This window comes from Pseudomonas sp. A34-9, assembly GCF_029543085.1.
Lineage (GTDB): Bacteria > Pseudomonadota > Gammaproteobacteria > Pseudomonadales > Pseudomonadaceae > Aquipseudomonas.
Genome location: NZ_CP119967.1, coordinates 3670183 through 3690435 on the forward strand (window position 1 = coordinate 3670183; position 20253 = coordinate 3690435).

Sequence of the window (20253 nt, forward strand, 5' to 3'; positions counted from 1 at the left end):
GCCTATCGCTTTTTGACGCTTACGAAACGGAGAATTCCATGCTCAAACGAACCTTGGCACTGACCGCTGGCCTGGCCCTGTCCTTTTCTACTTTGATGGTGCAAGCCGCTGACGTTTTGCGGGTCAGCGCGATTCCCGATGAAGCCCCGACCGAACTGCTGCGCAAATTCGAACCGCTGGGTGCCTATCTGGAACAGCAACTGGGCATGAAGGTGCAGTTCGTGCCGGTGGCCGATTACCCGGCAGTGGTCGAAGCCCTGGCGACCGATCGCCTCGACATGGCCTGGCTCGGCGGCTTCACGTTTGTGCAGGCGCGTTTGAAGACCGACGCGACCACGCCGGTCATTCCGTTGGTGCAGCGTGAACAGGATGCGCAGTTCACCAGCAAATTCATCACCGCCGACCCGAATGTGCATAGCCTCGCCGACCTGAAGGGCAAAACCTTCGCCTTCGGCTCGGTGTCGTCCACCTCCGGCAGCCTGATGCCGCGCTACTTCATGCTGAAAAACGACAACATCAAGCCTGAAGCGTATTTCAGTCGCGTCGCCTACTCTGGCGCACACGATGCCACCGTGGCCTGGGTGCAGGCTGGCAAGGTTGACGCCGGGGTGCTGAACGCCAGTGTCTGGCAAAAACTGGTCGACGCCGGCAAGGTCGACACCAATAAGGTCAAAGTCTTCGCCACCACCCCGACCTACTTCGATTACAACTGGACCGTGCGCGGCACCCTCGACCCGGCACTGGCAGCGAAAATCAAGAAAGCCTTCCTTGATCTGGACCCGGCCAACCCTGAGCAGAAGAAGATTCTTGATCTGCAAGCCGCCAGCCGCTTCATCGACACCAAACCCGAGAACTACAAGGGCATCGAGGAAGCCGCCCGCGCCGCCGAACTGCTCAAATGACCCTGAGCCTCAACCAGGGCAGCCTGCGCCACGCCAATGGAGTCGACGCCCTGCGCGGTGTCGATTTGCAGATTGGCGTTGGCGAACAGGTCGCCATCATCGGCCCGTCCGGGGCCGGAAAATCGAGTTTGCTCAACCTGCTGGCCACCGCATTGCGGCCCAGCAGCGGCGAAATTGAAGTGCTGGGCGAACCCGCCTGGCACTTGTCGGCCCGCCAGCGTCAGCGCCTGCGCGCACGAATCGGTCTGGTACATCAGGCGCCGCCGTTGCCGCCGCGTCAGCGCGTGGTCACGGCGGTGCTGGCCGGCAAGCTCGGCCAATGGAGTCTGGGCAAAAGTCTTTTGAACCTGTTGCATCCACTGGATGTGGCCGGTGCGCGCGCGGCACTCGCACGGCTGGACTTGGGGGACAAATTGTTCGCCCATTGCCAGCAATTGTCTGGCGGCCAGTTGCAGCGTGTCGGTATTGCCCGCGTGCTGTATCAGGCGCCAGAAATCCTCTTGGCTGACGAACCGGTGTCGGCCATGGATCCGGTCATGGCCGGGCACACCCTGTCGATCCTCTCGCGCCACGCTCGCGAGCACAACGTAACGCTGGTGGCCAGCCTGCATGCGGTGGATCTGGCGTTGTCGCACTTCCCTCGAATCATCGGTCTGCGCGACGGGCAGATTCTGTTCGACTGCCCTTCCGGGCAAGTCAGCCATGAAATGCTCGATGCGCTGTACGCCAACGAAAAACTGCAATCGCCGAGCGCTGCGGTGGCGCCTTTGACTGTGCAGATTCCACGATGCTGAAAGCTGATTCACGCGATCCGGCGGCGTGGCCGCGATTGCTGCTGACGTTGCTGGCGATTGCCTTGCTGTGGCCGGGCGTCCAGCTCAGCGAACTGAATCTGGGTGTGCTGCTGCCCGACAGCCAGAATGAGATGGGCCGTTTTGTCGCGCAATTCTGGCCTCCTGCGCACGACGAAGCGTTTCTGCAGTTACTGCTCAAAGCCACCCTGCAAACACTGGCCATCGCCACCGCCGGCATGGCCTTGGCGCTGTTGTTGGCGATACCGGCCGGCCTGATTGCCAGCCGAGCGCTGTCGCTGTCTGCCGCCTCGCGCGGTGGCGTGCCCAGCCGGCTGGGGCGTCTGCTGCGCTGGCCGGTGCGCGGCTTGCTGATCTTTTTGCGCAGCGTGCCGGAAATTGTCTGGGCACTGTTGTTCGTGCGCGCCGTCGGGTTGGGTCCGGCAGCGGGGGTACTGGCCATTGCCATTACTTACAGCGGCATGCTCGGCAAGGTCTACGCGGAGATTTTCGAATCGACTGACCAGCGCCCGGCGCATGCGCTGATCCAGGCTGGCAGCGGCCGTCTTGCAGCGTTTGCTTACGGCACCTTGCCCAATGTCGCGGCGGAGTTATTGTCGTACACGGTTTATCGCTGGGAATGTGCGATTCGCGCATCGGTGGTGATGGGTTTCGTTGGCGCCGGAGGCCTGGGTCAGCAGATCGATCTGTCGATCCGCATGTTCGCTGGCGGTGAAGTCGCCAGCATTCTGTTGTGCTTCCTGATGCTGGTCCTGGCCGCCGATCAACTCAGTCGCCTGCTGCGCTGGAGGCTGACATGAGTCGCCTGATCAACTTGCTGCTGATCGCCAGCATTGCGCTGGCAGTGATTGCCTCGTTCGCTTATCTGGGGTTGGATCTCGGTGAACTGGGCAGCGCCACCAGTCTCAAGCAGATGGGCGCGTATGTGCAGCGCTTTCTGAGCCCGGATCTGAGCGCGGCTTACCTGAAAGCCATCTTGCATGGTTCGATGGAAACCCTGGCGATGTCGGCCCTCGGCACCCTACTCGCGGCGGTGTTCGGCATCGTCCTTGCGTTGCCTGCCGCCGGGCGTTTCGGCTGGCCGCTGCAAAGTGCCTCGCGCCTGCTGCTCAACGCCTTGCGGGCGATTCCGGAACTGGTCTGGGCCGCGCTGATGGTACTTGCCGCCGGCCTCGGCCCGAACGCCGGCACCCTCGCCCTCGCCTTGCACACCACCGGCGTGCTCGGCCGCTTGTTCGCCGAAGCCCTGGAAAACACCCCGCCGCAACCGGCCGAAGCCATTCGTTTGCAGGGTGGCAATCCGATTCTGGCCTTCTGCTACGGGACGTTGCCGAACCTTGCGCCGCAGTTGCTTGCGTACATTCTGTATCGCTGGGAAAACAATATTCGCATGGCCAGCGTGCTGGGTTTTGTCGGCGCCGGCGGGCTCGGGCAGATGCTCTATGTGAGCCTCAGCCTGTTTCAAGAAGCCCAGGCCAGTACGGTGATTCTGGCGATGCTGGGGCTGGTGTTTGTGGTCGACTGGCTGAGTGCCTGGAGCCGCCAGCGTTGGGTCAAGGCCTAGTGCGCAGGCTGGCAAGTGGATATCTGGCAAAAGCTGATTATGCTCAAGGAAACCTTGCAGCCATGCGAGGCGGTCAGACTGTGCAAGTTTCACGCGAAAGCAATGGCGGCATTTGCCACAAGGCCAGAGTGCGATAAGCAGTAACGGGGGACTCCGGCCTTTAACAATAAGCACGACGGAGAACACCCATGGCCACAATCGACACAACATCCACCGGCAGTCCACCGCGCAGCGGCGGCATCACCAAAGAGGAACGCAAGGTCATCTTCGCCTCGTCCCTCGGTACGGTTTTCGAGTGGTACGACTTTTATCTCTACGGCTCGCTGGCGGCGATCATCGCCAAGCACTTCTTCGCCGGCGTCAACGAAACCACCGCATTCATTTTTGCCCTGCTGGCGTTTGCAGCGGGGTTTGCGGTGCGGCCATTCGGGGCGATCGTGTTCGGCCGGCTCGGCGACATGATCGGGCGCAAGCACACGTTTCTCATCACCATCGTCATCATGGGTGTCTCAACGGCGATTGTCGGTCTGTTGCCCGGCTATGCAACCATCGGCGTCGCCGCCCCGGTCATTCTGATTACCCTGCGCTTGCTGCAAGGCCTGGCGCTGGGTGGTGAGTACGGCGGTGCAGCGACGTATGTGGCCGAACACGCGCCACGCAACAAGCGCGGCTTCTTCACTTCATGGATTCAAACCACCGCGACCCTTGGCCTGTTTCTGTCGCTGCTGGTGATCCTCGCCTGCCGCACCGCGCTGGGCACCGAAGCCTTCGAGGCGTGGGGCTGGCGGATTCCATTTCTGCTGTCGATCCTGCTGCTGATCGTCTCGGTGTACATCCGCCTGCAACTGAGCGAGTCGCCGGTATTCCAGAAGATGAAGGCCGAAGGCAAGGCGTCGAAAGCGCCGCTGACCGAATCCTTCGCGCGCTGGGACAACCTCAAAGTAGTGATCATGTCGCTGCTCGGCGGTACAGCGGGGCAAGCGGTGGTCTGGTACACCGGGCAGTTCTACGCGTTGTTCTTCCTGTTGCAGACACTGAAGATCGACCCGCAAACCGCCAACCTGTTGATCGCCGGTTCGCTGCTGATCGGCACGCCGTTCTTCGTGATTTTCGGCAGCCTCTCCGACCGCATCGGGCGCAAGCCGATCATCATGGTCGGCTGCATGCTGGCGGCGCTGACCTACTTCCCGATCTTCCATGCGCTGACCCAGTACGGTAACCCCGACGTGTTCATCGCTCAGGAGAAGAACCCGGTCAAAGTGATCGCCAACCCCGATCAATGCTCGTTCCAGTTCGACCCGGTGGGCAAGGCCAAATTCACCAGCTCCTGCGACCTGGCCAAGACCCTGCTGGCGAAACGGGCGATCCCGTATGAGAACGTGATCGCCGAACCTGGCACCGTCGCGCAAGTGCGCATTGGCGACAAAGTCGTCGAGAGTTTCGAAGGCAGTGCGCTACCGGCCGCCGACTTCAAGACCCGCAACGATGCGTTCACCGCGACCCTCGGCACTGCACTCAAAGATGCCGGTTATCCGGAGAAAGCCGACCCGGCGAAAACCAACTATCCGATGGTGCTGCTCCTGCTCACCGTACTGGTGATCTACGTGACCATGGTCTACGGCCCGATTGCGGCGTGGCTGGTCGAGCTGTTCCCGACCCGCATTCGCTACACCTCGATGTCGCTGCCGTATCACATTGGTAACGGCTGGTTTGGCGGCTTCCTGCCGACGGTGGCTTTTGCCATGGTTGCCGCGACCGGGGATATTTATTACGGCTTGTGGTACCCGATCGTGATTGCGGTGATGACGGCGGTACTGGGCACGTTCTTCCTGCCGGAAACCAAGGATCGCGACATTCTCAAGGACTGAACCCGATCACTGCAGGTGTTGCTGCAGGCTGCGATTTTTTGATCTTGTTTTTGGAATCAAAAGATCGCAGCCTGCGGCAGCTCCTACAGCTGAGCTGTTGCATCGACGCATCGCGTACCGCTCATTCCACTGCGTCGCAAAAATATCGAACGCTCGCCACAGGTTCACCTCCAATGTTTACACCCATGGAGGTCAACACAATGAATAACGATGACAGCAAAACCCCGAACGCCCCGCCCACCGATACGTCCGGCAAACCGGTAAATGTGGTCAAGCGCGATCTTGAAGACAGAGATGATGACACCGAAGCCGTGGATGAAGTCATCACGCCCTCGTCCACAAGAGTGAAGGAACAGGACGCCGAAACGCTGCAGCGCAAGGTCGATGAGATCGAACGCAAAGTGGCCGACGGTAATTAGTGGTTCAAGGCGATCGCCACGGTCTGTTGGATTTAGCCTTTCACCCCAGTCCTCTCCCACAACGAGACGAGGGACAAGGAGAGCCCATCTCCGGTTTTTTCAAGACCTGAGTTCGACGCGCAATTGCACGTCGGCGTACCTCGCGCAACCACCTCGGTCAGTCCCCTCTCCCTCTGGGAGAGGGCTAGGGTGAGGGCTTCTTCGCCGTATTGAGTTTCACGGCCGCCCGAATCAGCGCAATCAACGCCTTTTCATCAATCCGCTCACCCTCATGAAAGTCAATCGCCCGCCGCGTATTGCCCTCCAGACTGGCATTGAACAACCCGGCCGGATCATCCAGTGAAGCGCCCTTGGCGAAGGTCATTTTCACTGCAGTCTTGTACGTCTCGCCGGTACTGATAATGCCGCCATGCGACCACGTCGGCACACCCCGCCATTTCCACTCTTCGACCACTTCAGGATCAGCCTTGTGCACGATTGCGCGGATTTGTGCCAGCGTTTCACCGCGCCAGTCGCCCAGTTCGGCGATGCGTTGGTCGATGAGTGTCGACGCGGATTCATTGCCCTCTGCTTTCGTCATCGCAGAACTCTCGACATACAGGATAGAAACAACTCTAGCCCTCGCCTTTTGCCCCCGCCAGTTCGCCCTCAGCGCACGTTGCGATACAGCATCAGCCGCGCACTTTCATGCAGCCCCCGCGTCAGCTCGACCAGCCGCTGGAATTCGACAGGATTCTGCTCGGCGACGTTGTCTCGCGGTGTTGCCGAGCGCAAGTCGTGCAAGGTCGGCGCGCTGCCGTCGTGTTGCATTTGCAGCAGATGATGTTGAGTCACGCCGCCAATCAACGGGAAGGTGCCTTCACGCAACACCAGCGGCACCACGCGTTCGCCTTCTGGCGCTGGTTGTTGAACATCACGGCCCATGGCGCCGTTGTTGAACGGGATACCGGCCATGCCCGCCACGGTCGGCAACAGGTCCACCAGTCCTACCGCCTCATCGATGACCTTGGGTTTGAGCAAGCCCGGCGCATGAATCAGCATCGGCACATGGTTGCTTTCCAGGCCCAGTTGCTCGAAGGCCGGCGGCATGTGCGGGATCTGGCTGATGCGGGTGTTGTGGTCGCCGAAGAACACGAAAATCGTGTTGTCGTAATAGCCGCCGGCCTTGGCCAGTTCCATCAGTTTGCCGATGTTGAAGTCCAGCAGGCGCACGGCGTTGTATTGCTCGACGCTGCGTGAGCCGGCCGCTTGCACCTGCGCAAGCGACAGATTACTGATCTGGAAACCGTCGTTGTCCTTGGGGATGGTGAACGGCCGGTGGTTGCCCGAGGTTTGCACGTAGGCGAAGAAGGGGCGGTCCTTGGGCAGATCACGCAGGATGCGGTCGCTTTCCTTGAACAGATCCAGGTCGGAAATCCCCCACACGTCCACCAGCGGCGAACGCCAGTCGCTTTCCTGATACAGCTGCACGCCTTCGATGCTTTGCTGAATCAGCGCATTGATGTTTGCCCAGCCGGCGTTGCCGCCGATCATGTAGAGCTTCTGATAATCGCTGAACGCATTGATCAGCGTGTGCTGGCGGGTGATCAGCGGATGGCGGGTGGCCGTCTCCTGACGGGTCACGTCCGGCACCCCGGTGATGCTCGCCCACACGGTTTTTGCGGTGCCGGTGACCGGCACGTAAAAGTGTCGAAAAAACCAGCTCTCGGTCGCCAGTTGATCGAGATTCGGCGTCGGGTTCAGCGGGTTGCCGTAGGCGCCCACCGCGCTGGTGCCCAACGATTCGAGCATGACGAACATCACGTTCGGCGCGCCCGCGAGCCGATACGGCTGCACAGTTTGCTGTCGCTCGAAGGTGAGGCGTTGCGGGTCCGGCTGATCGACACCCAAGTACCGCGCAATCGCCGGGTAATGCTCGCGCACCTGGGCTTCATCGAATTGCGCCTGCCCGGCCTTGAGCGTGTCGTACAGGAACAGCACCGGGTTCAGGCCTACGGCGGCAATCTGCGCATTGCCGGAGAAAAACGCATCGCTCCAGCGCAACGGCACCGGATTTTGCAGATTGAGATGTTCGACGCGACCGAGCAACGCCAGCAGCACGGTGACTAAGCCGAATCCAGCGCCCAAGGCTCGCGAGGTACGGCGGATGAACCGAGGTTGCCGCGCCAGCGTCGCGCGTTCCAGGCGCAGGAATCCGTAGAACCACAGCGCCAGCACCGCCAGCCAGCCGAGGGCAATCCACAGCACCGGGTAGCTTTCCCAAATCATCTGCTGCGAAATCTGCGCATCTTCCAAATACCGCAGCACCGTGGCGTTGATGCGCACGCCGAGGTAGGCGTAATGGCCAAAATCGATGATGTAAACCAGACCGACCCCACCCAACGCCAGCAACCAATAGCCTCGCGCTACACGGTGCAGCAGCGCCACACGCGTCAGGTTCCAGCGCGGCAGCCAGGCCAATACGGCCAGCGGCAATATCAACAGCACCGCCAGACGCAGGTCGAAGCGCAGACCGATGCCGAGGGTTTCGCACAGTTGCGGGTTGTCGGCAAACGCGCTGACGTCGAGACCGGAAAAACCCAGCACAAACACCAGCCGCAGTGTGGCCAACAGTAAAAACGCCAAACCTGCCGCCCCTACGCCGTAGCGCAGGCGTCGCGATTGCAACCAACCCATCGTTGACCTCTGTGTGGTGATTCAGATTGAAGACGTCGGTGCGGCCGCAACCGGACGCAGCAGACGCCAGATTTCGCGCACGCACAGTGCCGCGCCGGCCACCAGGCAATAGCCCACCAGTAGGGGATCGATCAGGTAGTCCCAATAGTTTTCCGAGGCCTTGAGACGTAGCGCGAAGGCCAGCGTGCCGAGCGCCAGCATCGCCACGCCCAGGCCATTGCGCAGCCACAACAGCAGCAACGTCGTCAGCCCGACCAGCACCAGCATCGGTCGTGGATTGAAGCCCCAGCGGTACGGATCGACATAGGTCAGGCCCATGGTGGCCGGGTACAAAATTGCCGCCAACACGCTGAACAACACCAGCACCTGAACGCGCTTGATCGTTGGCAACGGCTCAATCACGCCTAACCGCAGCAGGCTGACCCAGCCCAGCAACACCAGCGTGGTGATCGCCAGATCATCGGTAAAACTGCGCACATAGGCCGCCAGCGGCAGCTCGCCGACCGGGACAAAACCGGCCAGTGCCAACAACGGCAGCAACCACGGCCGCCAGCGCCGGGTCAGGCCAAGCGTACTGAGCAGAACAAAACCGAGCAGGACAAAACTCAAATGGGCTTGCCAGGGAAACATCATCACAGGCGCTCCGCCAGCCACGCATCGTTGAAGCTGACATGTTTGATGAAGGTGTTATTCCACGAATACACCAGGTGATAGAGACCGTCCGGACCCCGGCTGAAATACGGGTACTCGTACTCGAAATCACAGCCGCGCGGCTTGCACACGCGGTAGTCGAGATTGCTCAAAAAGCGTTGCTCCAAGGGCAGGCGTCGCGCGCCACTGGAGGCCCTGAAGCCTTCGCCGATAATCGCCTTGTAGGCTTCGGGGGCGAACGGCTGGCCGAGCGGATCGGGCGATTGATCCAGATCGATGACACTGCGCCAGTCATTCAGGTTGGCATCGGTGCCATACAGGCTGAGTTTGAAACGGCCGTCCTGCAGATCGTTGAGCGCGACCAGCAAGCCATCATCGGCCGTGCCCACCGCCGCCAGCAACGAGTTGGGGTTGGCCGGCTCCAGCGGATACGGCTCGCTCCAGGTCTGGCCGGCGTCGTAGGTGTGGCTGGCGAGCACGCGATGATGAGTCTCGCCGGCATAGCGCAACATCGCAACGGCACGCTGGCTGTCCAGCGGCACAATGGTCGGCTGCAACGAGTGTTTGCCTCGGCTGATGCGGAATTTGTCGATCACCGCGCCATCGGCACTCAGGTACAGATACTCGGCAAACTTGCCCATGAATTCGTGATACACCGGCAAACCGATCGAGCCGTCGGCATGAAACACCGGTGCGGCGCGCACCAGCGTGCTGATGTTGAAAAACGGCGAGGTGATCAATTGCCGTGGCGTCGACCAACTGCGTCCGAAGTCTTCGGAGACCATCGCATTGATCGCACTGGTGGCCCAGCCGCCGATGGACACCGACACATAGAACATCCACAAGCGCTGGTCCGGCGCGAGAGCGATCACCGGGTTGCCGAGTTTACGGATGTAGCGGCGCGTGCCGTCACGCGTGGATTCACGGGTCGCCAGCACATGCTCGGCGCCCCACTCCGCGGTTTTCGCGTCGAACCGCGCGGTGCGGATCTGCACGTCGGCAGCACCTTCGCGCGAGCCGGCAAACCACACCGCCATCAGGTCGCCGCCGGGCAGCGCCGTGACCGATGACGAGTGCACAAAATCGTCCAGTTGCGAGGAGACAAAACGGCTGTTGTACATCGGTTCGGTGGCTTGCCGTGTGGCATCAACCGGCACTGTCGAGCGCGCGAAGGGCGCCAGCACGTGGGACGGATGGCTGCGCCACGCCGCGAGAAAAATCAGGCACACCGCGAGGCTGCCGAGAATGAACGTCAAGCGAAAGGACAACGCACGCATAGTGGACTCGCGGCAAGGACAGGAGGGTTAACAATCGGCAGACATCCTTGTCAGCGCGTCGAATCGTCCGGCAAGCGGCGACGGCGTCCCGTAAGCATCGACAACGGCAAGTTGTCGCGAACCTGAAAACTTTCAAACAGCGCCGCAGCGATGTGGATGCAGACCAGCACGAGCAGGCTGTCCGCAGCGGTCTGGTGGATCGATAGCGGCCAATCGGCGCCCCACAAGGCGTCGACCTCCTCCATCGCCCAACCGCTGAGGCCGAGGGTCAGCAAGGCCAGCAACATCAGGATCATCACCAGCGCGCCGATGGGCGAGTGGCCGAGGCGATGCTCGGGTCGCCCGGCCATCAACGACCGTGCATGGCCGAGCAAACGCGATGGCGTTGGCCAGAAGTCCGCCCAACGCGCACTGCGCGGCCCGATAAATCCCCACACCGCCCGCACCAACAGCCAGCCCATGGCGTAATAGCCGAGCCAGACATGCCAGTCGTCGCCCGCTTCATTGAAGAAGTAGTTGGCGACGAAGACGCCCGCGATCGACAGATGAAACAGCCGCACCACGGGGTCCCACAGGCGCAGGGACGCGCTCGGCATCAGCCCTTGATCTCGGTCTTGACCGCTTTACCGCTGACCGGGTCGTGGTAAATCTCGACCTTGCGCTTGTCCTTGTCGAACCCGTAAATCTCGTAGCAGTTGCCGTCGGTGACCTTGAACTTGCTGATCTCGTAGCCCTGGGCTTTCAGTTGTTCCTGAAAGGCCTTCTGGTCTTGCCATTGTGAGCGCTCGGCGGTGGTGCATTGTGGGCCGGCGACGGCCAGCGGGCTGGCGACGATCAAAGACAACAGCAGCAGTTTGCGCATGGAATCACTCTCGCTGGATGAGGAAGGCCTCACTGTGCAAAAGCAACCTTAGCGAAAGCTTAGTTGGCAACGAGTCGTTACATCTTTCCCGTCGGATGGCCTGCCACGGCGCTCGGCGCAGCGGCATGATGCCGCCCATCAAACCCCGTATTGCAAACAGAGAACCGCCCATGCGCCTGCTTCTGGTCGAAGATGATCGTGCCCTCGGACAAGGCATTCGCGTTGCCCTGAGCAGCGAGGGCTACACCCTCGACTGGTTGCAGGACGGCTTCAGTGCCTTGCATGCCTTGCGCAGTGAAAGCTTCGATCTGCTGCTGCTCGACCTTGGCCTGCCACGACTCGACGGCCTGACTTTGCTCCAGCAACTGCGCGGGGAGCCGCAGGACTTGCCGGTGCTGATCCTCACCGCGCGCGATGGCACGGCCGAGCGCATCGCCGGCCTCGACGCCGGTGCCGATGACTACCTGATCAAACCGTTCGATGTCGATGAGTTGAAGGCGCGCATCCGCGCCTTGCTGCGGCGCAGTCACGGCCGCGCGCAACCGGTGCTGGAACATGCCGGCGTGTGCCTGGACCCGGTCAGCCAGCAAGTCACCTGGCACGGCAACGAGGTGGTCATGACCCCGATGGAATATCAGCTGCTGCATCAGTTGATGGCCCGCCCCGGCAAAGTCGTCACCCGCGAGCGCCTGTCCGGGGCGCTGTACGGCTGGCAGGAACGGGTCGAGAGCAACACCCTCGAAGTGCTGATCCACAACCTGCGCAAAAAGCTCTCGACCGAGTTGATCCGCACCGTGCGCGGCGTCGGTTATGTGGTGGCGGGCAAACCATGATCTCGATACGTGCGCGCATTCTGGTGCCGGTGCTGGTCCTGGTGCTGATGGGCGATCTGCTGATCAGTTGGCTGGTGCTGCGCGACAGTCATCATGAAATCGAAGAGGTCTACGACGCGCAACTGGCGCAAAGCGCACGCCTGCTGCAAGGCGTATTGGCGCAACGCGCACCGGGCGACAACGACTGGCAGCGCCTGCACCAGGCCTTCGATGAAGCCATGAGCCGGGTCGGCGATGGCGAGGCGGCGCATCCCTACGAAACCCGCCTGACCTTTCAGGTCTGGCGCAGCGACGGGCAATTACTGATGCGCTCGGCCCAGGCGCCGGAGCTCAAAGAACCGCCGACCACCCTCGGTTCCCATGACCTGATGGAAAACGGCCGCGACTGGTGCGCCTTTCTCCTCAAGGACTCGCAGCAAGGGCTGTTGATCTGGGTCGGTGAGCGCGATGACATGCGCCAGGATCTGATCGAGCGCATTGTCGGCCACACGCTATGGCCGAGTGTGATCGGCGTGCCGGTGCTGACGGCCCTGATCTGGCTGACCATCGGCTGGGGCCTGCACCCCTTGCGGGCCATGGCGCAGACCATTCGCGGGCGCAACACCGACACCCTCAAACCGCTGAATCTCAGCCCCCTGCCCCACGACCTTGAGCCGATGCAAACCGCGCTCAATCGTCTGTTGCAGCAGATCGACAATCTGCTCGCCCGCGAACGCCGCTTCATCGCCGACGCCGCCCATGAATTGCGCACGCCGCTGGCGATCCTGCGCATTCACGCGCAAAACGCCCAGCTCGCCAATACCGCGCAACAACGCGACGAGGCGCTGGAGTTTCTGGTCAGCGCGGTGGACCGCGCCACCCGGATCGCCAGCCAGTTGCTGACCATGGCGCGCATCGAGCCGCGCCTGGCCAACCCGGAAAAAACAGCGGTGGAGCTCACCGCGCTGGTGCGCGAAGAACTTGCCGAACTGGCGCCGCTGGCATGGGAGAAAGACGTCGAACTGATCCTCGACAGCGACCACCACTGCCCTGTCGAAACCGACCCTGTGGCGCTGGCCATCGCCTTGCAGAACCTGGTCACCAACGCCTTGAACTTCGCCCCGCCCGGCAGCGAAGTGCGCGTGCAGGTGCAGCCACAAACATCCGGCGCGGTGTACATCAGCGTCGAGGATGCCGGCCCCGGTATCGACGAAGAGGATTATGCGCGGTTGTTCGAGCGTTTCTACAGCCACGGTCATGCCAATGGCGCCGGGCTGGGCCTGGCCATTGTGCAGATGATCGTCAGCAAGATCGGCAGTACCCTGCAGCTGTACAACTTGCCGCGTGGCGGTTTGTGCGCACAGTTGCGGATCAACGAGAAGCCGGCGTGACGTGTTGCTCTTCATTTCAATACGGCGGTTTTGACGAAATTTTCATATCGACCTGTTAAGATCCGCCTCCTCGTTGGGGAGTAGCCTGTTTCCGAGCCTTTCGGAAGCGTTCGTATCAACATTCTCGGCAACATGCCGTGGTACGAACACCTTTTGGTTGGTGAGACCGACGACACATCCATGCCTAAAGTCGGGCGTGTGGTTGTGTCGTTGACTCATAGCCCGACTGGAAGTGTGCCCCGTGAATCCTGTTTCCCTCATATTCCTCGCTTTGGCCATGTCCACGGATGCGTTCGCCGCCGCCATCGGCAAAGGCTCCAGCCTGCACAAACCGCGCCTCACCGAAGCCCTGCGCACCGGCCTGATCTTCGGTGTGATCGAAGCCATCACGCCCATCATCGGCTGGCTGATCGGCCAGGCGGCGACCCGCTGGGTTGCCGAATGGGACCACTGGATCGCCTTCACCCTGCTGGTGATTCTCGGCCTGCACATGATCTACAACGGCCTGAAACATGAAGAAGAGGAAGCAGAAAAACCGGGTTCGCACTCCTTTCTGATTCTCGCGGTCACCGCGTTTGCCACCAGCATCGATGCGCTCGCGGTCGGCGTCGGCCTGGCGTTTGTCGACGTGAATATTTGGCTCGCCGCAGCGGCGATCGGCCTGGCGACCATGACCATGGTGACCATTGGCGTGATGCTTGGCCGAGTGCTCGGTGCGGTGGTGGGCAAGCGCGCGGAAATCGTTGGTGGTGTGGTGCTGATGATTGTCGGTGCGACGATTTTGTATGAGCACTTGTCGGTCTGATTCAACCTCCAGTCAGCGTTGCCAGCGCCAAGGCATTGCCGAGCGCTGCGCCGCTGGCGGTGTTGTCGAAAATGCACCAGGTCGCGGCGCCTGCTGCGGCCGCTGATTGCAAGACTTGCGCGAGGTTTTGCAGATACTCCGAAGCGTAGGCGCTGTGGTAAATGCGCGGTGAACCGTGCAGTCGCCAGTACTTCGTTTCCGGCCAGCCACCGGGCGAAATATCACCGCTGATGCGCGAAGGATCGACTGCCGCTTGGGCAATCTGATGAGTCATTAGCATCGGCTCGGCGCTGACCCACGATTGATGCCTTGGCTCGAGCACTACGGCGCCGCAGAACCGCTGACGCAATGTCGTGAAAAAGGTGTCGGCACAGGCTTCTTCGAACGCCAGCGATGGCGGCAATTGCACGAGCAAGCAGCCCAAACGGTCGCCCAGACCGGCGCATTCATGCAGAAACCGGTCAAGCGCCGACTCGCAGCTTGCCAAGCGCAGTTCATGGGTGATGTGTTTCGGCATTTTCACCGAAAAGCGGAAGCTCTCTGGTACACCATCGGCCCAACGCTCGTAGGTTTGCCGACGATGCGGGCGGTAGAACGAACTGTTGATTTCCACGCCGTTGAGGCGCGTGGCGTAGCGCTGCAAATGCGTGCCATCAGCCGCAAATGCCGGCCAGTGTTCGCGCCCCAGATTCCAGCCTGCACAACCAATGAAAATCAAAAGCACGCCTCCTGACCTGTAGGAACTGCCGCAGGCTGCGATCTTGATCGTTCCCGCGCTCTGCGTTGATTGATCGTTTGATCGTTCCCACGTTCCGCGTGGGAATGCAGCCCGTGACGCTCCGCGTCACTGGACGCGGAGCGTCCCTGGAGGCGTTCCCACGCAGAGCGTGGGAACGATCAATCAAGAGATCGCAGCCTTCGGCAGCTCCTACAGCAGTCTGTCGATCAACCGGTTATTTTTTGCCGGGCAACACCGCGCCGAGCATCTGTTTGGCGGTTTGCAGGATCACCCCGGCTTCATCCGGATCGCCCTTGAGCAGCGTCGTGGCGAACTTCTTCGCCTGTTCAAGTTTGATGTGCGGTGGCAGCGGCGGCACATTCGGATCCGTCTTGAACTCGATCAACACCGGCACCTCCGAGGCCAGTGCCTGCTCCCAGGCAGCGGCGACGTCTTCTTCGCGATCAACGAAAATGCCTTTCAGGCCAATCGAGATGGCGAACAAGTGGTAAGGCACATCGGGAATGCTTTGCGAAGCTTCGAACTTCGGATCACCCTCCATCACCCGCTGCTCCCACGTAACCTGATTGAGGTCCTCATTGTTGAACACCGCGCAGATCCATTTCGGGCTCGCCCACTGTCGCCAGTATTTGGCGACGGTAATCAGCTCGGCCATATTGTTCATTTGCATCGCACCGTCACCTACCAGTGCAATGACCGTACGCTCGGGGTGGGCGAATTTGGCGGCGATGGCGTAAGGCACAGCGGCGCCCATCGAGGCCAGGCCTCCAGATAATGAACATTGCATGCCACGGCGAATCTTCAGATCACGGGCATACCAGTTGGCACACGAACCGGAGTCGCTGGTGATGATTGCCTGTTCGGGCAGGCGCGGCGACAACTCATACACCACCCTTTGCGGGTTGACCGGGTCAGCTTTGGCCATCGCGCGTTTTTCCAGGGTTTTCTCCCAGCTGCCGCGCCAGCCTTCGACTTTCTTGCGCCACTTGCCGGAGGTTTTCTGCTCGAGCAGCGGCAACAACGCGGCGAGGGTTTCCGCCGAGTCGCCAACCAGATTGACCTCCATCGGGTAGCGCAGGCTGAGCATGTCGGGCTGCAAATCGATTTGAACGCCCCGCGCCTGGCCTTCCTTGGGCAGAAATTCCGCGTAGGGAAAACCCGAACCGATCATCAGCAAAGTGTCGCATTCGCTCATCAGCTTGTAGCTCGGCTCGGTGCCGAGCAGGCCGATGCTGCCGGTGACCCAAGGCAGATCGTCGGGTAGCACGGCTTTGCCTAAAAGGGCCTTGGCCACACCGGCGCCGAGTTTTTCGGCCACCGCGATGACTTGATCGGTCGCCTGCAAAGCCCCTGCGCCAACCAGAATCGCAACCTTTTCTCCCGCGTTCAAAACGTCGGCGGCACGCTGCAGATCCACGTCATAAGGCAGCACTTTGGGTTTTGTATAACCGACACCGGAATGCGCCGTGCCATGCGCGCGCGCCGGGGCCTCGTATTCCAGGTCCTGTAAATCGTTGGGCAAAATGAGCGCAGTCACCCGGCGTTCGCCCACTGCCGTGCGCACTGCCCGATCGAGCAGATGCCGCACCTGTGAAGGCACCAAAGCCTGCTGCACAAATGCCCCGGCGACATCCTTGAACATCGACACCAGATCAAGCTCTTGCTGATAGTGACTGCCCAACGCCGTGCGTGCCTGCTGCCCGACAATGGCCAGCACTGGCATGTGGTCCATGCGGGCATCGTAGAGGCCGGTGATCAGGTGCGAGGCGCCCGGGCCTGAGGTGGCGATGCACACCCCCAACTCGCCGGTGAACTTGGCGTGTGCCGAGGCCATGAACGCAGCCATTTCTTCATGGCGCGCCTGGACGAATTCGATCTTTCCCTTGGCCCGACTGAGCGCGCCGAACACGCCGTTGATGCCGTCACCCGGATAACCAAAAATCCGCGTAACGCCCCATTGGCTGAGCCGCTCAACCAGAAAGTCTCCCACTGTCATCGTCATCTCGATCCTCGCCTTTCTCCGTTACCTGGAGCTGTCCCGGCAGCACATCCGCCGGGAGGTGTAAGGGTCTGGACACTCGAGGCGTTGGCGAAGTTTCGATGGATTTCTTTGCGCCGATCCTGGTTTGCGAACAAAGGCGCCAGAGCAGCACAACCACGCAAGCGCAACACAACTGGCTGTTGATGACCGCCGTGGCCGGTCGCGATCTGGCCAGCAGCGAGCACCTCTCGCCGCAGCAGATCGTCACGCTCGCAGCAGAGGCATCACGCGCAACCTCGGCGCCCAGTGGCTGCCCTTTTTTTTCGAGGTTTATGGCGTCGAGCCGGATCAGCAGCGGATCGCCTTTTATCAGTTGCTCGACGAGTTTTTCTGAGGCATCCACAAGACCTTACGGTCGGCGGTGAGGCGCGGCCTTTCAACGATGCGGGTGTACCGTCCACGCCACCAGTTTGATCACCATCGGCCGCACAACCAGGATGCAAAGGAACGCCACCGGCATCGCCAGCTTGTAAGCGTGCAAGGCATTACTCAGGTAATCGTTATCAATGCCCGAGTTGGCAGCGGTGATCACCAGCGACATCAGAAACGCCATGATCGTCGCCATGTACAACGCGAACACATAAGGCGTGGCGCGCGGCGACAGCTTTCGACGGCCAAGGATCATGGCTTCGGAGTTGGTTGGTTGACTCATAAGGCGTTTCCATCCATTGACAGGGAGAGCGCACGTTAGCAAAGCCCTTGTGCTGCAACTAGACGGTTAATCGCAGGTACTTTATAAAGCACAACTTACGAATCAACCCTTGGCGGGACATGGATGAATCTGTTAGCGGCGATTGCCAGCTTTATCAAAGTGGTCGAAGCCGGCTCGATTGTCGGCGCCGCCAAGACCTTGGGCGTGAGCGCGGCGGCGGTGAGCCAGACGATCAATCGGCTGGAGGCGCATCTGGGCGTGCGCCTGTTGCAGCGCACCACGCGCAGCATGGCGCTTACCGAAAACGGCGCGGTGTACTACGAGAAAGTCCGTCGTATTGCCGCGGATCTGGAAGCTGCGCAAAGCTCGATCTGCAGCGATGAAACCGAGCTGCAGGGCCGCCTGAGTATTGCTTCGACGTCTGCGTTCGGCCGCCATGTGCTGGCCTCGCTGATCGCCGGTTTCGCTGCCCGGCATCCGAGTCTGCTCATCGAACTCTCGACCACCAACGGCAAGATCAACCACATCCAGGACGGCATCGATCTGAGCCTGCGGATCAAACCGCAACTGGAGGACGGCATCGTCGCGCGCAAGATCGTTTCGCTGCCCTTCATCATGTGCGCCGCGCCGTCTTATCTACAACGCGCCGGTCGCCCGCAATCACCAGACGACTTGCAAAACCACGCTTGCCTGGCGTTTCGTTATCCCTTGGACGGGCGTTTTCTGCGCTGGAGTTTTACTCGCGACGGCCGGCGTTTCGATGCCCCCATCAATGCCACCGCCATCAGTGATGACATCGATGCGTTGGCGCAAATGGCGGTGCACGGCGCCGGGGTCACCCGGCTGGCAGAGTTTGTCGCGGCGCCTTACCTGGCGAGCGGGCAATTGGTGCCGTTGTTTGAACACAGCGACGCCACCCACTGCGTTGTCGACCCAATGGACATCTACGCCTGCGTACAGGAACGCGCGGCGATGACGCCGAAGGTCAAAGCCTTTCTGGACTATCTGAGCGAACATTTGGCCCAGCGCTGGCCGACCATCAATGTTTTTGCCGAGGGCCTCAAAGAGGCTCGCTGAAGTGGGCGAAATCGGGCAAAGTCCATCCCGTCAAAACGGCCCATCACGGAAGAAAACAACAATGAAAAAACACTCGGCGCCCTGTTTCTGCTTTGCCTTAGTTTCTGCCGCAGTCACCCGACAGCCTGAAACACGCCATCACTGATAAGGACTCCCAATAATAATGCTCACGCCTTCCCCTCAGACCTTCCGGGGCAGTTGCCTGTGCGGAACGGTGAAATACCAGATCCGCTCACGGCCCAAAGCGCTTTCGCACTGCCACTGCAGCCAGTGCCGCAAAAGCCATGGCGCGGCATTTGCGAGCTTCGGCAGCGTGCTGCGCCAGAATCTGGAATTGCTGGCGGGCGCCGAACAAGTCAAGTCTTACCGGTCTTCTGAAGCGGTACAGCGCCAGTTCTGCTCGCACTGCGGCTCGTCACTGTTCTGGGCGCGTGATGAGGGTGAGCACAGGGAATGGATCTCGGTCGCGCTGGGCACGCTGGACACACCGTTCACCAGCGAAAAACAGCAACACGTCGAAGTGACGTCGAAGGCGCCGTGGTTTGAAATCAAGGATCAATGGCCGCAGCGCTGAGACTGAACGTACCCGTACGCTGCCACTCCCATCGCATCGGTCAGCCACTGGAATACACAGTCGCTTCTGTGGTGTCCTGTCTATTCTCAGCAGATATTTTTTCCACTCGCCAACGATGAGGCCCCTTTCATGAGCAAAGCGCCGTACGTTCCGCCCCAGGTCTGGAAAAACGAAGCCCCGTCCGGAGGACAGTTCGCCAGTATCAATCGACCGATTGCCGGCCCCACCCACGACAAGACGCTGCCCGTCGGCAAACATCCGTTGCAGCTGTATTCGCTGGCCACGCCCAACGGCGTCAAAGTGACGATTCTGCTGGAAGAGCTGTTAGCGCTGGGGCACAGCGATGCCGAATACGATGCCTGGCTGATCCGCATTGGCGAGGGCGATCAGTTCTCCAGCGGTTTTGTCGAGATCAACCCGAACTCGAAAATCCCGGCGCTACTGGACCGTAGCGTTGAGCCGCCGATTCGGGTGTTCGAATCCGGTTCGATCCTGCTGTATCTGGCCGAAAAGTTCGGCGCCTTCCTGCCGAAAGACCCGGCCGGCCGCACCGAAACCTTGAACTGGCTGTTCTGGCAAATGGGCGCCGCGCCGTACTTGGGCGGTGGTTTCGGGCATTTCTATGCCTATGCGCCGGAAAAGATGGAGTACCCGATCAACCGCTTCACCATGGAAGCCAAGCGCCAACTGGATGTGCTGGATCGACGCCTGGCCGAAAGCGCCTATCTGGCCGGCGACAGCTACACCATCGCCGACATCGCGGTCTGGCCGTGGTACGGGCAACTGGTGCGCAACAACGTTTATTCAGCGGCCGAGTTTCTCGCGGCGCACGAATACACGCATGTGCAACGTTGGGCAGAGGACATTTCCAAGCGGCCGGCAGTCATTCGTGGGCAACGCGTCAATCGCACGTGGGGCGATGAAGCGACGCAAGTGCCCGAGCGGCACGACGCCAGCGATTTAAACTGACCGTTCTGTTCATCACCTCTCCTGCTTAATCAGCGCCGATCGCACGGATGTGTGATCGGCACGCTGCGCCTTGATTCCGCCCTCGCGGGCCCCTCGAAAAACGCTCGTATCGACGCCAACCCGCGACATAGAGCGCCCGCCACAATGTGAAAAATTCGTTAA

The 20253-nt window shown here is 60.8% G+C and carries 22 protein-coding genes and 1 riboswitch; of the genes, 12 read left to right on the forward strand and 10 right to left on the reverse strand.

The genetic code is table 11. The features are described from left to right. Window positions 1–38 precede the first annotated feature (38 nt). The 6 genes from P3G59_RS16280 (at window position 39) to P3G59_RS16305 (ending at window position 5565) form a co-directional block, all read left to right on the forward strand. A complete protein-coding gene (locus P3G59_RS16280) occupies window positions 39–902 on the forward strand; it encodes a putative selenate ABC transporter substrate-binding protein (protein WP_137216861.1) in 864 nt (287 codons plus the stop codon). Then, window positions 899–1696, forward strand: coding sequence for an ATP-binding cassette domain-containing protein (locus P3G59_RS16285; protein WP_277758065.1), 798 nt, complete (start codon window positions 899–901; stop codon window positions 1694–1696). The genes P3G59_RS16280 and P3G59_RS16285 overlap by 4 nt, the downstream gene beginning before the upstream one ends. Further along, entirely contained in the window at window positions 1690–2514 is an 825-nt protein-coding gene (locus P3G59_RS16290; RefSeq protein ID WP_277758066.1) for an ABC transporter permease subunit, read from the forward strand. Before P3G59_RS16285 ends, P3G59_RS16290 begins: the two co-directional genes overlap by 7 nt. Then, window positions 2511–3278, forward strand: a complete 768-nt coding sequence (gene phnE / locus P3G59_RS16295) for a phosphonate ABC transporter, permease protein PhnE (protein WP_277758067.1) — start codon at window positions 2511–2513, stop codon at window positions 3276–3278. The genes P3G59_RS16290 and phnE overlap by 4 nt, the downstream gene beginning before the upstream one ends. 188 nt (window positions 3279–3466) lie before the next feature. Next, on the forward strand, window positions 3467–5146 hold the full coding sequence (locus P3G59_RS16300; RefSeq protein ID WP_277758068.1) for an MFS transporter: 1680 nt from the start codon (window positions 3467–3469) through the stop codon (window positions 5144–5146). A 200-nt stretch (window positions 5147–5346) separates the two neighbouring features. Beyond that, window positions 5347–5565: a hypothetical protein gene (locus tag P3G59_RS16305; RefSeq protein ID WP_277758069.1), complete on the forward strand. Its 219-nt coding sequence runs from the start codon at window positions 5347–5349 to the stop codon at window positions 5563–5565. A 184-nt stretch (window positions 5566–5749) separates the two neighbouring features. On the opposite strand, the gene P3G59_RS16310 is transcribed toward P3G59_RS16305, so the two are convergent. The 6 genes from P3G59_RS16310 to P3G59_RS16335 all read right to left on the reverse strand — a co-directional run bounded on the left by P3G59_RS16310 (window position 5750) and on the right by P3G59_RS16335 (window position 11031). Then, complete coding sequence (locus tag P3G59_RS16310) at window positions 5750–6145, reverse strand: DUF1801 domain-containing protein (RefSeq protein ID WP_277758070.1); 396 nt, start codon at window positions 6143–6145, stop codon at window positions 5750–5752. A 68-nt stretch (window positions 6146–6213) separates the two neighbouring features. Continuing rightward, a complete protein-coding gene (locus tag P3G59_RS16315) occupies window positions 6214–8241 on the reverse strand; it encodes an LTA synthase family protein (protein WP_277758071.1) in 2028 nt (675 codons plus the stop codon). Between the two features lie 21 nt (window positions 8242–8262). After that, window positions 8263–8874: a hypothetical protein gene (locus P3G59_RS16320; RefSeq protein WP_277758072.1), complete on the reverse strand. Its 612-nt coding sequence runs from the start codon at window positions 8872–8874 to the stop codon at window positions 8263–8265. Continuing rightward, entirely contained in the window at window positions 8874–10169 is a 1296-nt protein-coding gene (locus P3G59_RS16325; protein ID WP_277758073.1) for a sialidase family protein, read from the reverse strand. Before P3G59_RS16325 ends, P3G59_RS16320 begins: the two co-directional genes overlap by 1 nt. A 50-nt stretch (window positions 10170–10219) precedes the next feature. Then, window positions 10220–10765 carry a cytochrome b/b6 domain-containing protein gene (locus tag P3G59_RS16330; protein ID WP_277758074.1) on the reverse strand — a complete coding sequence of 182 codons (546 nt, stop codon included), beginning with the start codon at window positions 10763–10765 and terminating at the stop codon, window positions 10220–10222. After that, a complete protein-coding gene (locus P3G59_RS16335) occupies window positions 10765–11031 on the reverse strand; it encodes a PepSY domain-containing protein (protein WP_007960465.1) in 267 nt (88 codons plus the stop codon). The genes P3G59_RS16330 and P3G59_RS16335 overlap by 1 nt, the downstream gene beginning before the upstream one ends. 170 nt (window positions 11032–11201) lie before the next feature. On the opposite strand from P3G59_RS16335, the gene P3G59_RS16340 reads away from it, so the two are divergent. The 3 genes from P3G59_RS16340 (at window position 11202) to mntP (ending at window position 14039) form a co-directional block, all read left to right on the forward strand. Next, window positions 11202–11864, forward strand: coding sequence for a response regulator (locus P3G59_RS16340; RefSeq protein ID WP_277758075.1), 663 nt, complete (start codon window positions 11202–11204; stop codon window positions 11862–11864). Beyond that, entirely contained in the window at window positions 11861–13234 is a 1374-nt protein-coding gene (locus P3G59_RS16345) for an ATP-binding protein (protein ID WP_277758076.1), read from the forward strand. The genes P3G59_RS16340 and P3G59_RS16345 overlap by 4 nt, the downstream gene beginning before the upstream one ends. Before the next feature lie 63 nt (window positions 13235–13297). Then, window positions 13298–13470, forward strand: a riboswitch (yybP-ykoY riboswitch). A 5-nt stretch (window positions 13471–13475) separates the two neighbouring features. After that, complete coding sequence (mntP, locus tag P3G59_RS16350) at window positions 13476–14039, forward strand: manganese efflux pump MntP (protein ID WP_277758077.1); 564 nt, start codon at window positions 13476–13478, stop codon at window positions 14037–14039. 1 nt (window position 14040) lies between these two features. On the opposite strand, the gene P3G59_RS16355 is transcribed toward mntP, so the two are convergent. From P3G59_RS16355 to P3G59_RS16370, 4 genes are all read right to left on the reverse strand, one after another. Further along, window positions 14041–14757: a DUF72 domain-containing protein gene (locus P3G59_RS16355; protein ID WP_277758078.1), complete on the reverse strand. Its 717-nt coding sequence runs from the start codon at window positions 14755–14757 to the stop codon at window positions 14041–14043. A gap of 235 nt (window positions 14758–14992) precedes the next feature. Further along, a complete protein-coding gene (locus tag P3G59_RS16360; protein WP_277758079.1) occupies window positions 14993–16780 on the reverse strand; it encodes a thiamine pyrophosphate-requiring protein in 1788 nt (595 codons plus the stop codon). Further along, entirely contained in the window at window positions 16749–17162 is a 414-nt protein-coding gene (locus P3G59_RS16365) for a hypothetical protein (RefSeq protein WP_277758080.1), read from the reverse strand. Before P3G59_RS16365 ends, P3G59_RS16360 begins: the two co-directional genes overlap by 32 nt. Before the next feature lie 33 nt (window positions 17163–17195). After that, window positions 17196–17471: a DUF2798 domain-containing protein gene (locus tag P3G59_RS16370; protein WP_277758081.1), complete on the reverse strand. Its 276-nt coding sequence runs from the start codon at window positions 17469–17471 to the stop codon at window positions 17196–17198. Window positions 17472–17594: 123 nt separating this feature from the next. On the opposite strand from P3G59_RS16370, the gene P3G59_RS16375 reads away from it, so the two are divergent. From P3G59_RS16375 to yghU, 3 genes are all read left to right on the forward strand, one after another. Further along, window positions 17595–18548, forward strand: coding sequence for a LysR family transcriptional regulator (locus tag P3G59_RS16375; RefSeq protein ID WP_277758082.1), 954 nt, complete (start codon window positions 17595–17597; stop codon window positions 18546–18548). 163 nt (window positions 18549–18711) lie between these two features. After that, window positions 18712–19122 carry a GFA family protein gene (locus P3G59_RS16380; protein ID WP_277758083.1) on the forward strand — a complete coding sequence of 137 codons (411 nt, stop codon included), beginning with the start codon at window positions 18712–18714 and terminating at the stop codon, window positions 19120–19122. 129 nt (window positions 19123–19251) lie between these two features. Further along, on the forward strand, window positions 19252–20091 hold the full coding sequence (yghU, locus tag P3G59_RS16385) for a glutathione-dependent disulfide-bond oxidoreductase (protein ID WP_277758084.1): 840 nt from the start codon (window positions 19252–19254) through the stop codon (window positions 20089–20091). The last annotated feature ends 162 nt before the right edge of the window (window positions 20092–20253 follow it).

Excerpts from the sequence above, each read along its gene's own strand:
- P3G59_RS16335 (WP_007960465.1), bottom strand. The coding sequence starts at position 11,031 with ATGCGCAAACTGCTGCTGTTGTCTTTGATCGTCGCCAGCCCGCTGGCC.
- phnE (WP_277758067.1), top strand. The coding sequence starts at position 2,511 with ATGAGTCGCCTGATCAACTTGCTGCTGATCGCCAGCATTGCGCTGGCA.
- P3G59_RS16315 (WP_277758071.1), bottom strand. The coding sequence starts at position 8,241 with ATGGGTTGGTTGCAATCGCGACGCCTGCGCTACGGCGTAGGGGCGGCA.
- P3G59_RS16370 (WP_277758081.1), bottom strand. The coding sequence starts at position 17,471 with ATGAGTCAACCAACCAACTCCGAAGCCATGATCCTTGGCCGTCGAAAG.
- P3G59_RS16285 (WP_277758065.1), top strand. The coding sequence starts at position 899 with ATGACCCTGAGCCTCAACCAGGGCAGCCTGCGCCACGCCAATGGAGTC.
- P3G59_RS16380 (WP_277758083.1), top strand. The coding sequence starts at position 18,712 with ATGCTCACGCCTTCCCCTCAGACCTTCCGGGGCAGTTGCCTGTGCGGA.
- yghU (WP_277758084.1), top strand. The coding sequence starts at position 19,252 with ATGAGCAAAGCGCCGTACGTTCCGCCCCAGGTCTGGAAAAACGAAGCC.
- P3G59_RS16280 (WP_137216861.1), top strand. The coding sequence starts at position 39 with ATGCTCAAACGAACCTTGGCACTGACCGCTGGCCTGGCCCTGTCCTTT.
- P3G59_RS16345 (WP_277758076.1), top strand. The coding sequence starts at position 11,861 with ATGATCTCGATACGTGCGCGCATTCTGGTGCCGGTGCTGGTCCTGGTG.
- P3G59_RS16320 (WP_277758072.1), bottom strand. The coding sequence starts at position 8,874 with ATGATGTTTCCCTGGCAAGCCCATTTGAGTTTTGTCCTGCTCGGTTTT.
- P3G59_RS16330 (WP_277758074.1), bottom strand. The coding sequence starts at position 10,765 with ATGCCGAGCGCGTCCCTGCGCCTGTGGGACCCCGTGGTGCGGCTGTTT.
- P3G59_RS16310 (WP_277758070.1), bottom strand. The coding sequence starts at position 6,145 with ATGACGAAAGCAGAGGGCAATGAATCCGCGTCGACACTCATCGACCAA.
- P3G59_RS16340 (WP_277758075.1), top strand. The coding sequence starts at position 11,202 with ATGCGCCTGCTTCTGGTCGAAGATGATCGTGCCCTCGGACAAGGCATT.
- P3G59_RS16305 (WP_277758069.1), top strand. The coding sequence starts at position 5,347 with ATGAATAACGATGACAGCAAAACCCCGAACGCCCCGCCCACCGATACG.
- P3G59_RS16375 (WP_277758082.1), top strand. The coding sequence starts at position 17,595 with ATGAATCTGTTAGCGGCGATTGCCAGCTTTATCAAAGTGGTCGAAGCC.
- P3G59_RS16325 (WP_277758073.1), bottom strand. The coding sequence starts at position 10,169 with ATGCGTGCGTTGTCCTTTCGCTTGACGTTCATTCTCGGCAGCCTCGCG.
- P3G59_RS16360 (WP_277758079.1), bottom strand. The coding sequence starts at position 16,780 with ATGACGATGACAGTGGGAGACTTTCTGGTTGAGCGGCTCAGCCAATGG.
- P3G59_RS16290 (WP_277758066.1), top strand. The coding sequence starts at position 1,690 with ATGCTGAAAGCTGATTCACGCGATCCGGCGGCGTGGCCGCGATTGCTG.
- P3G59_RS16300 (WP_277758068.1), top strand. The coding sequence starts at position 3,467 with ATGGCCACAATCGACACAACATCCACCGGCAGTCCACCGCGCAGCGGC.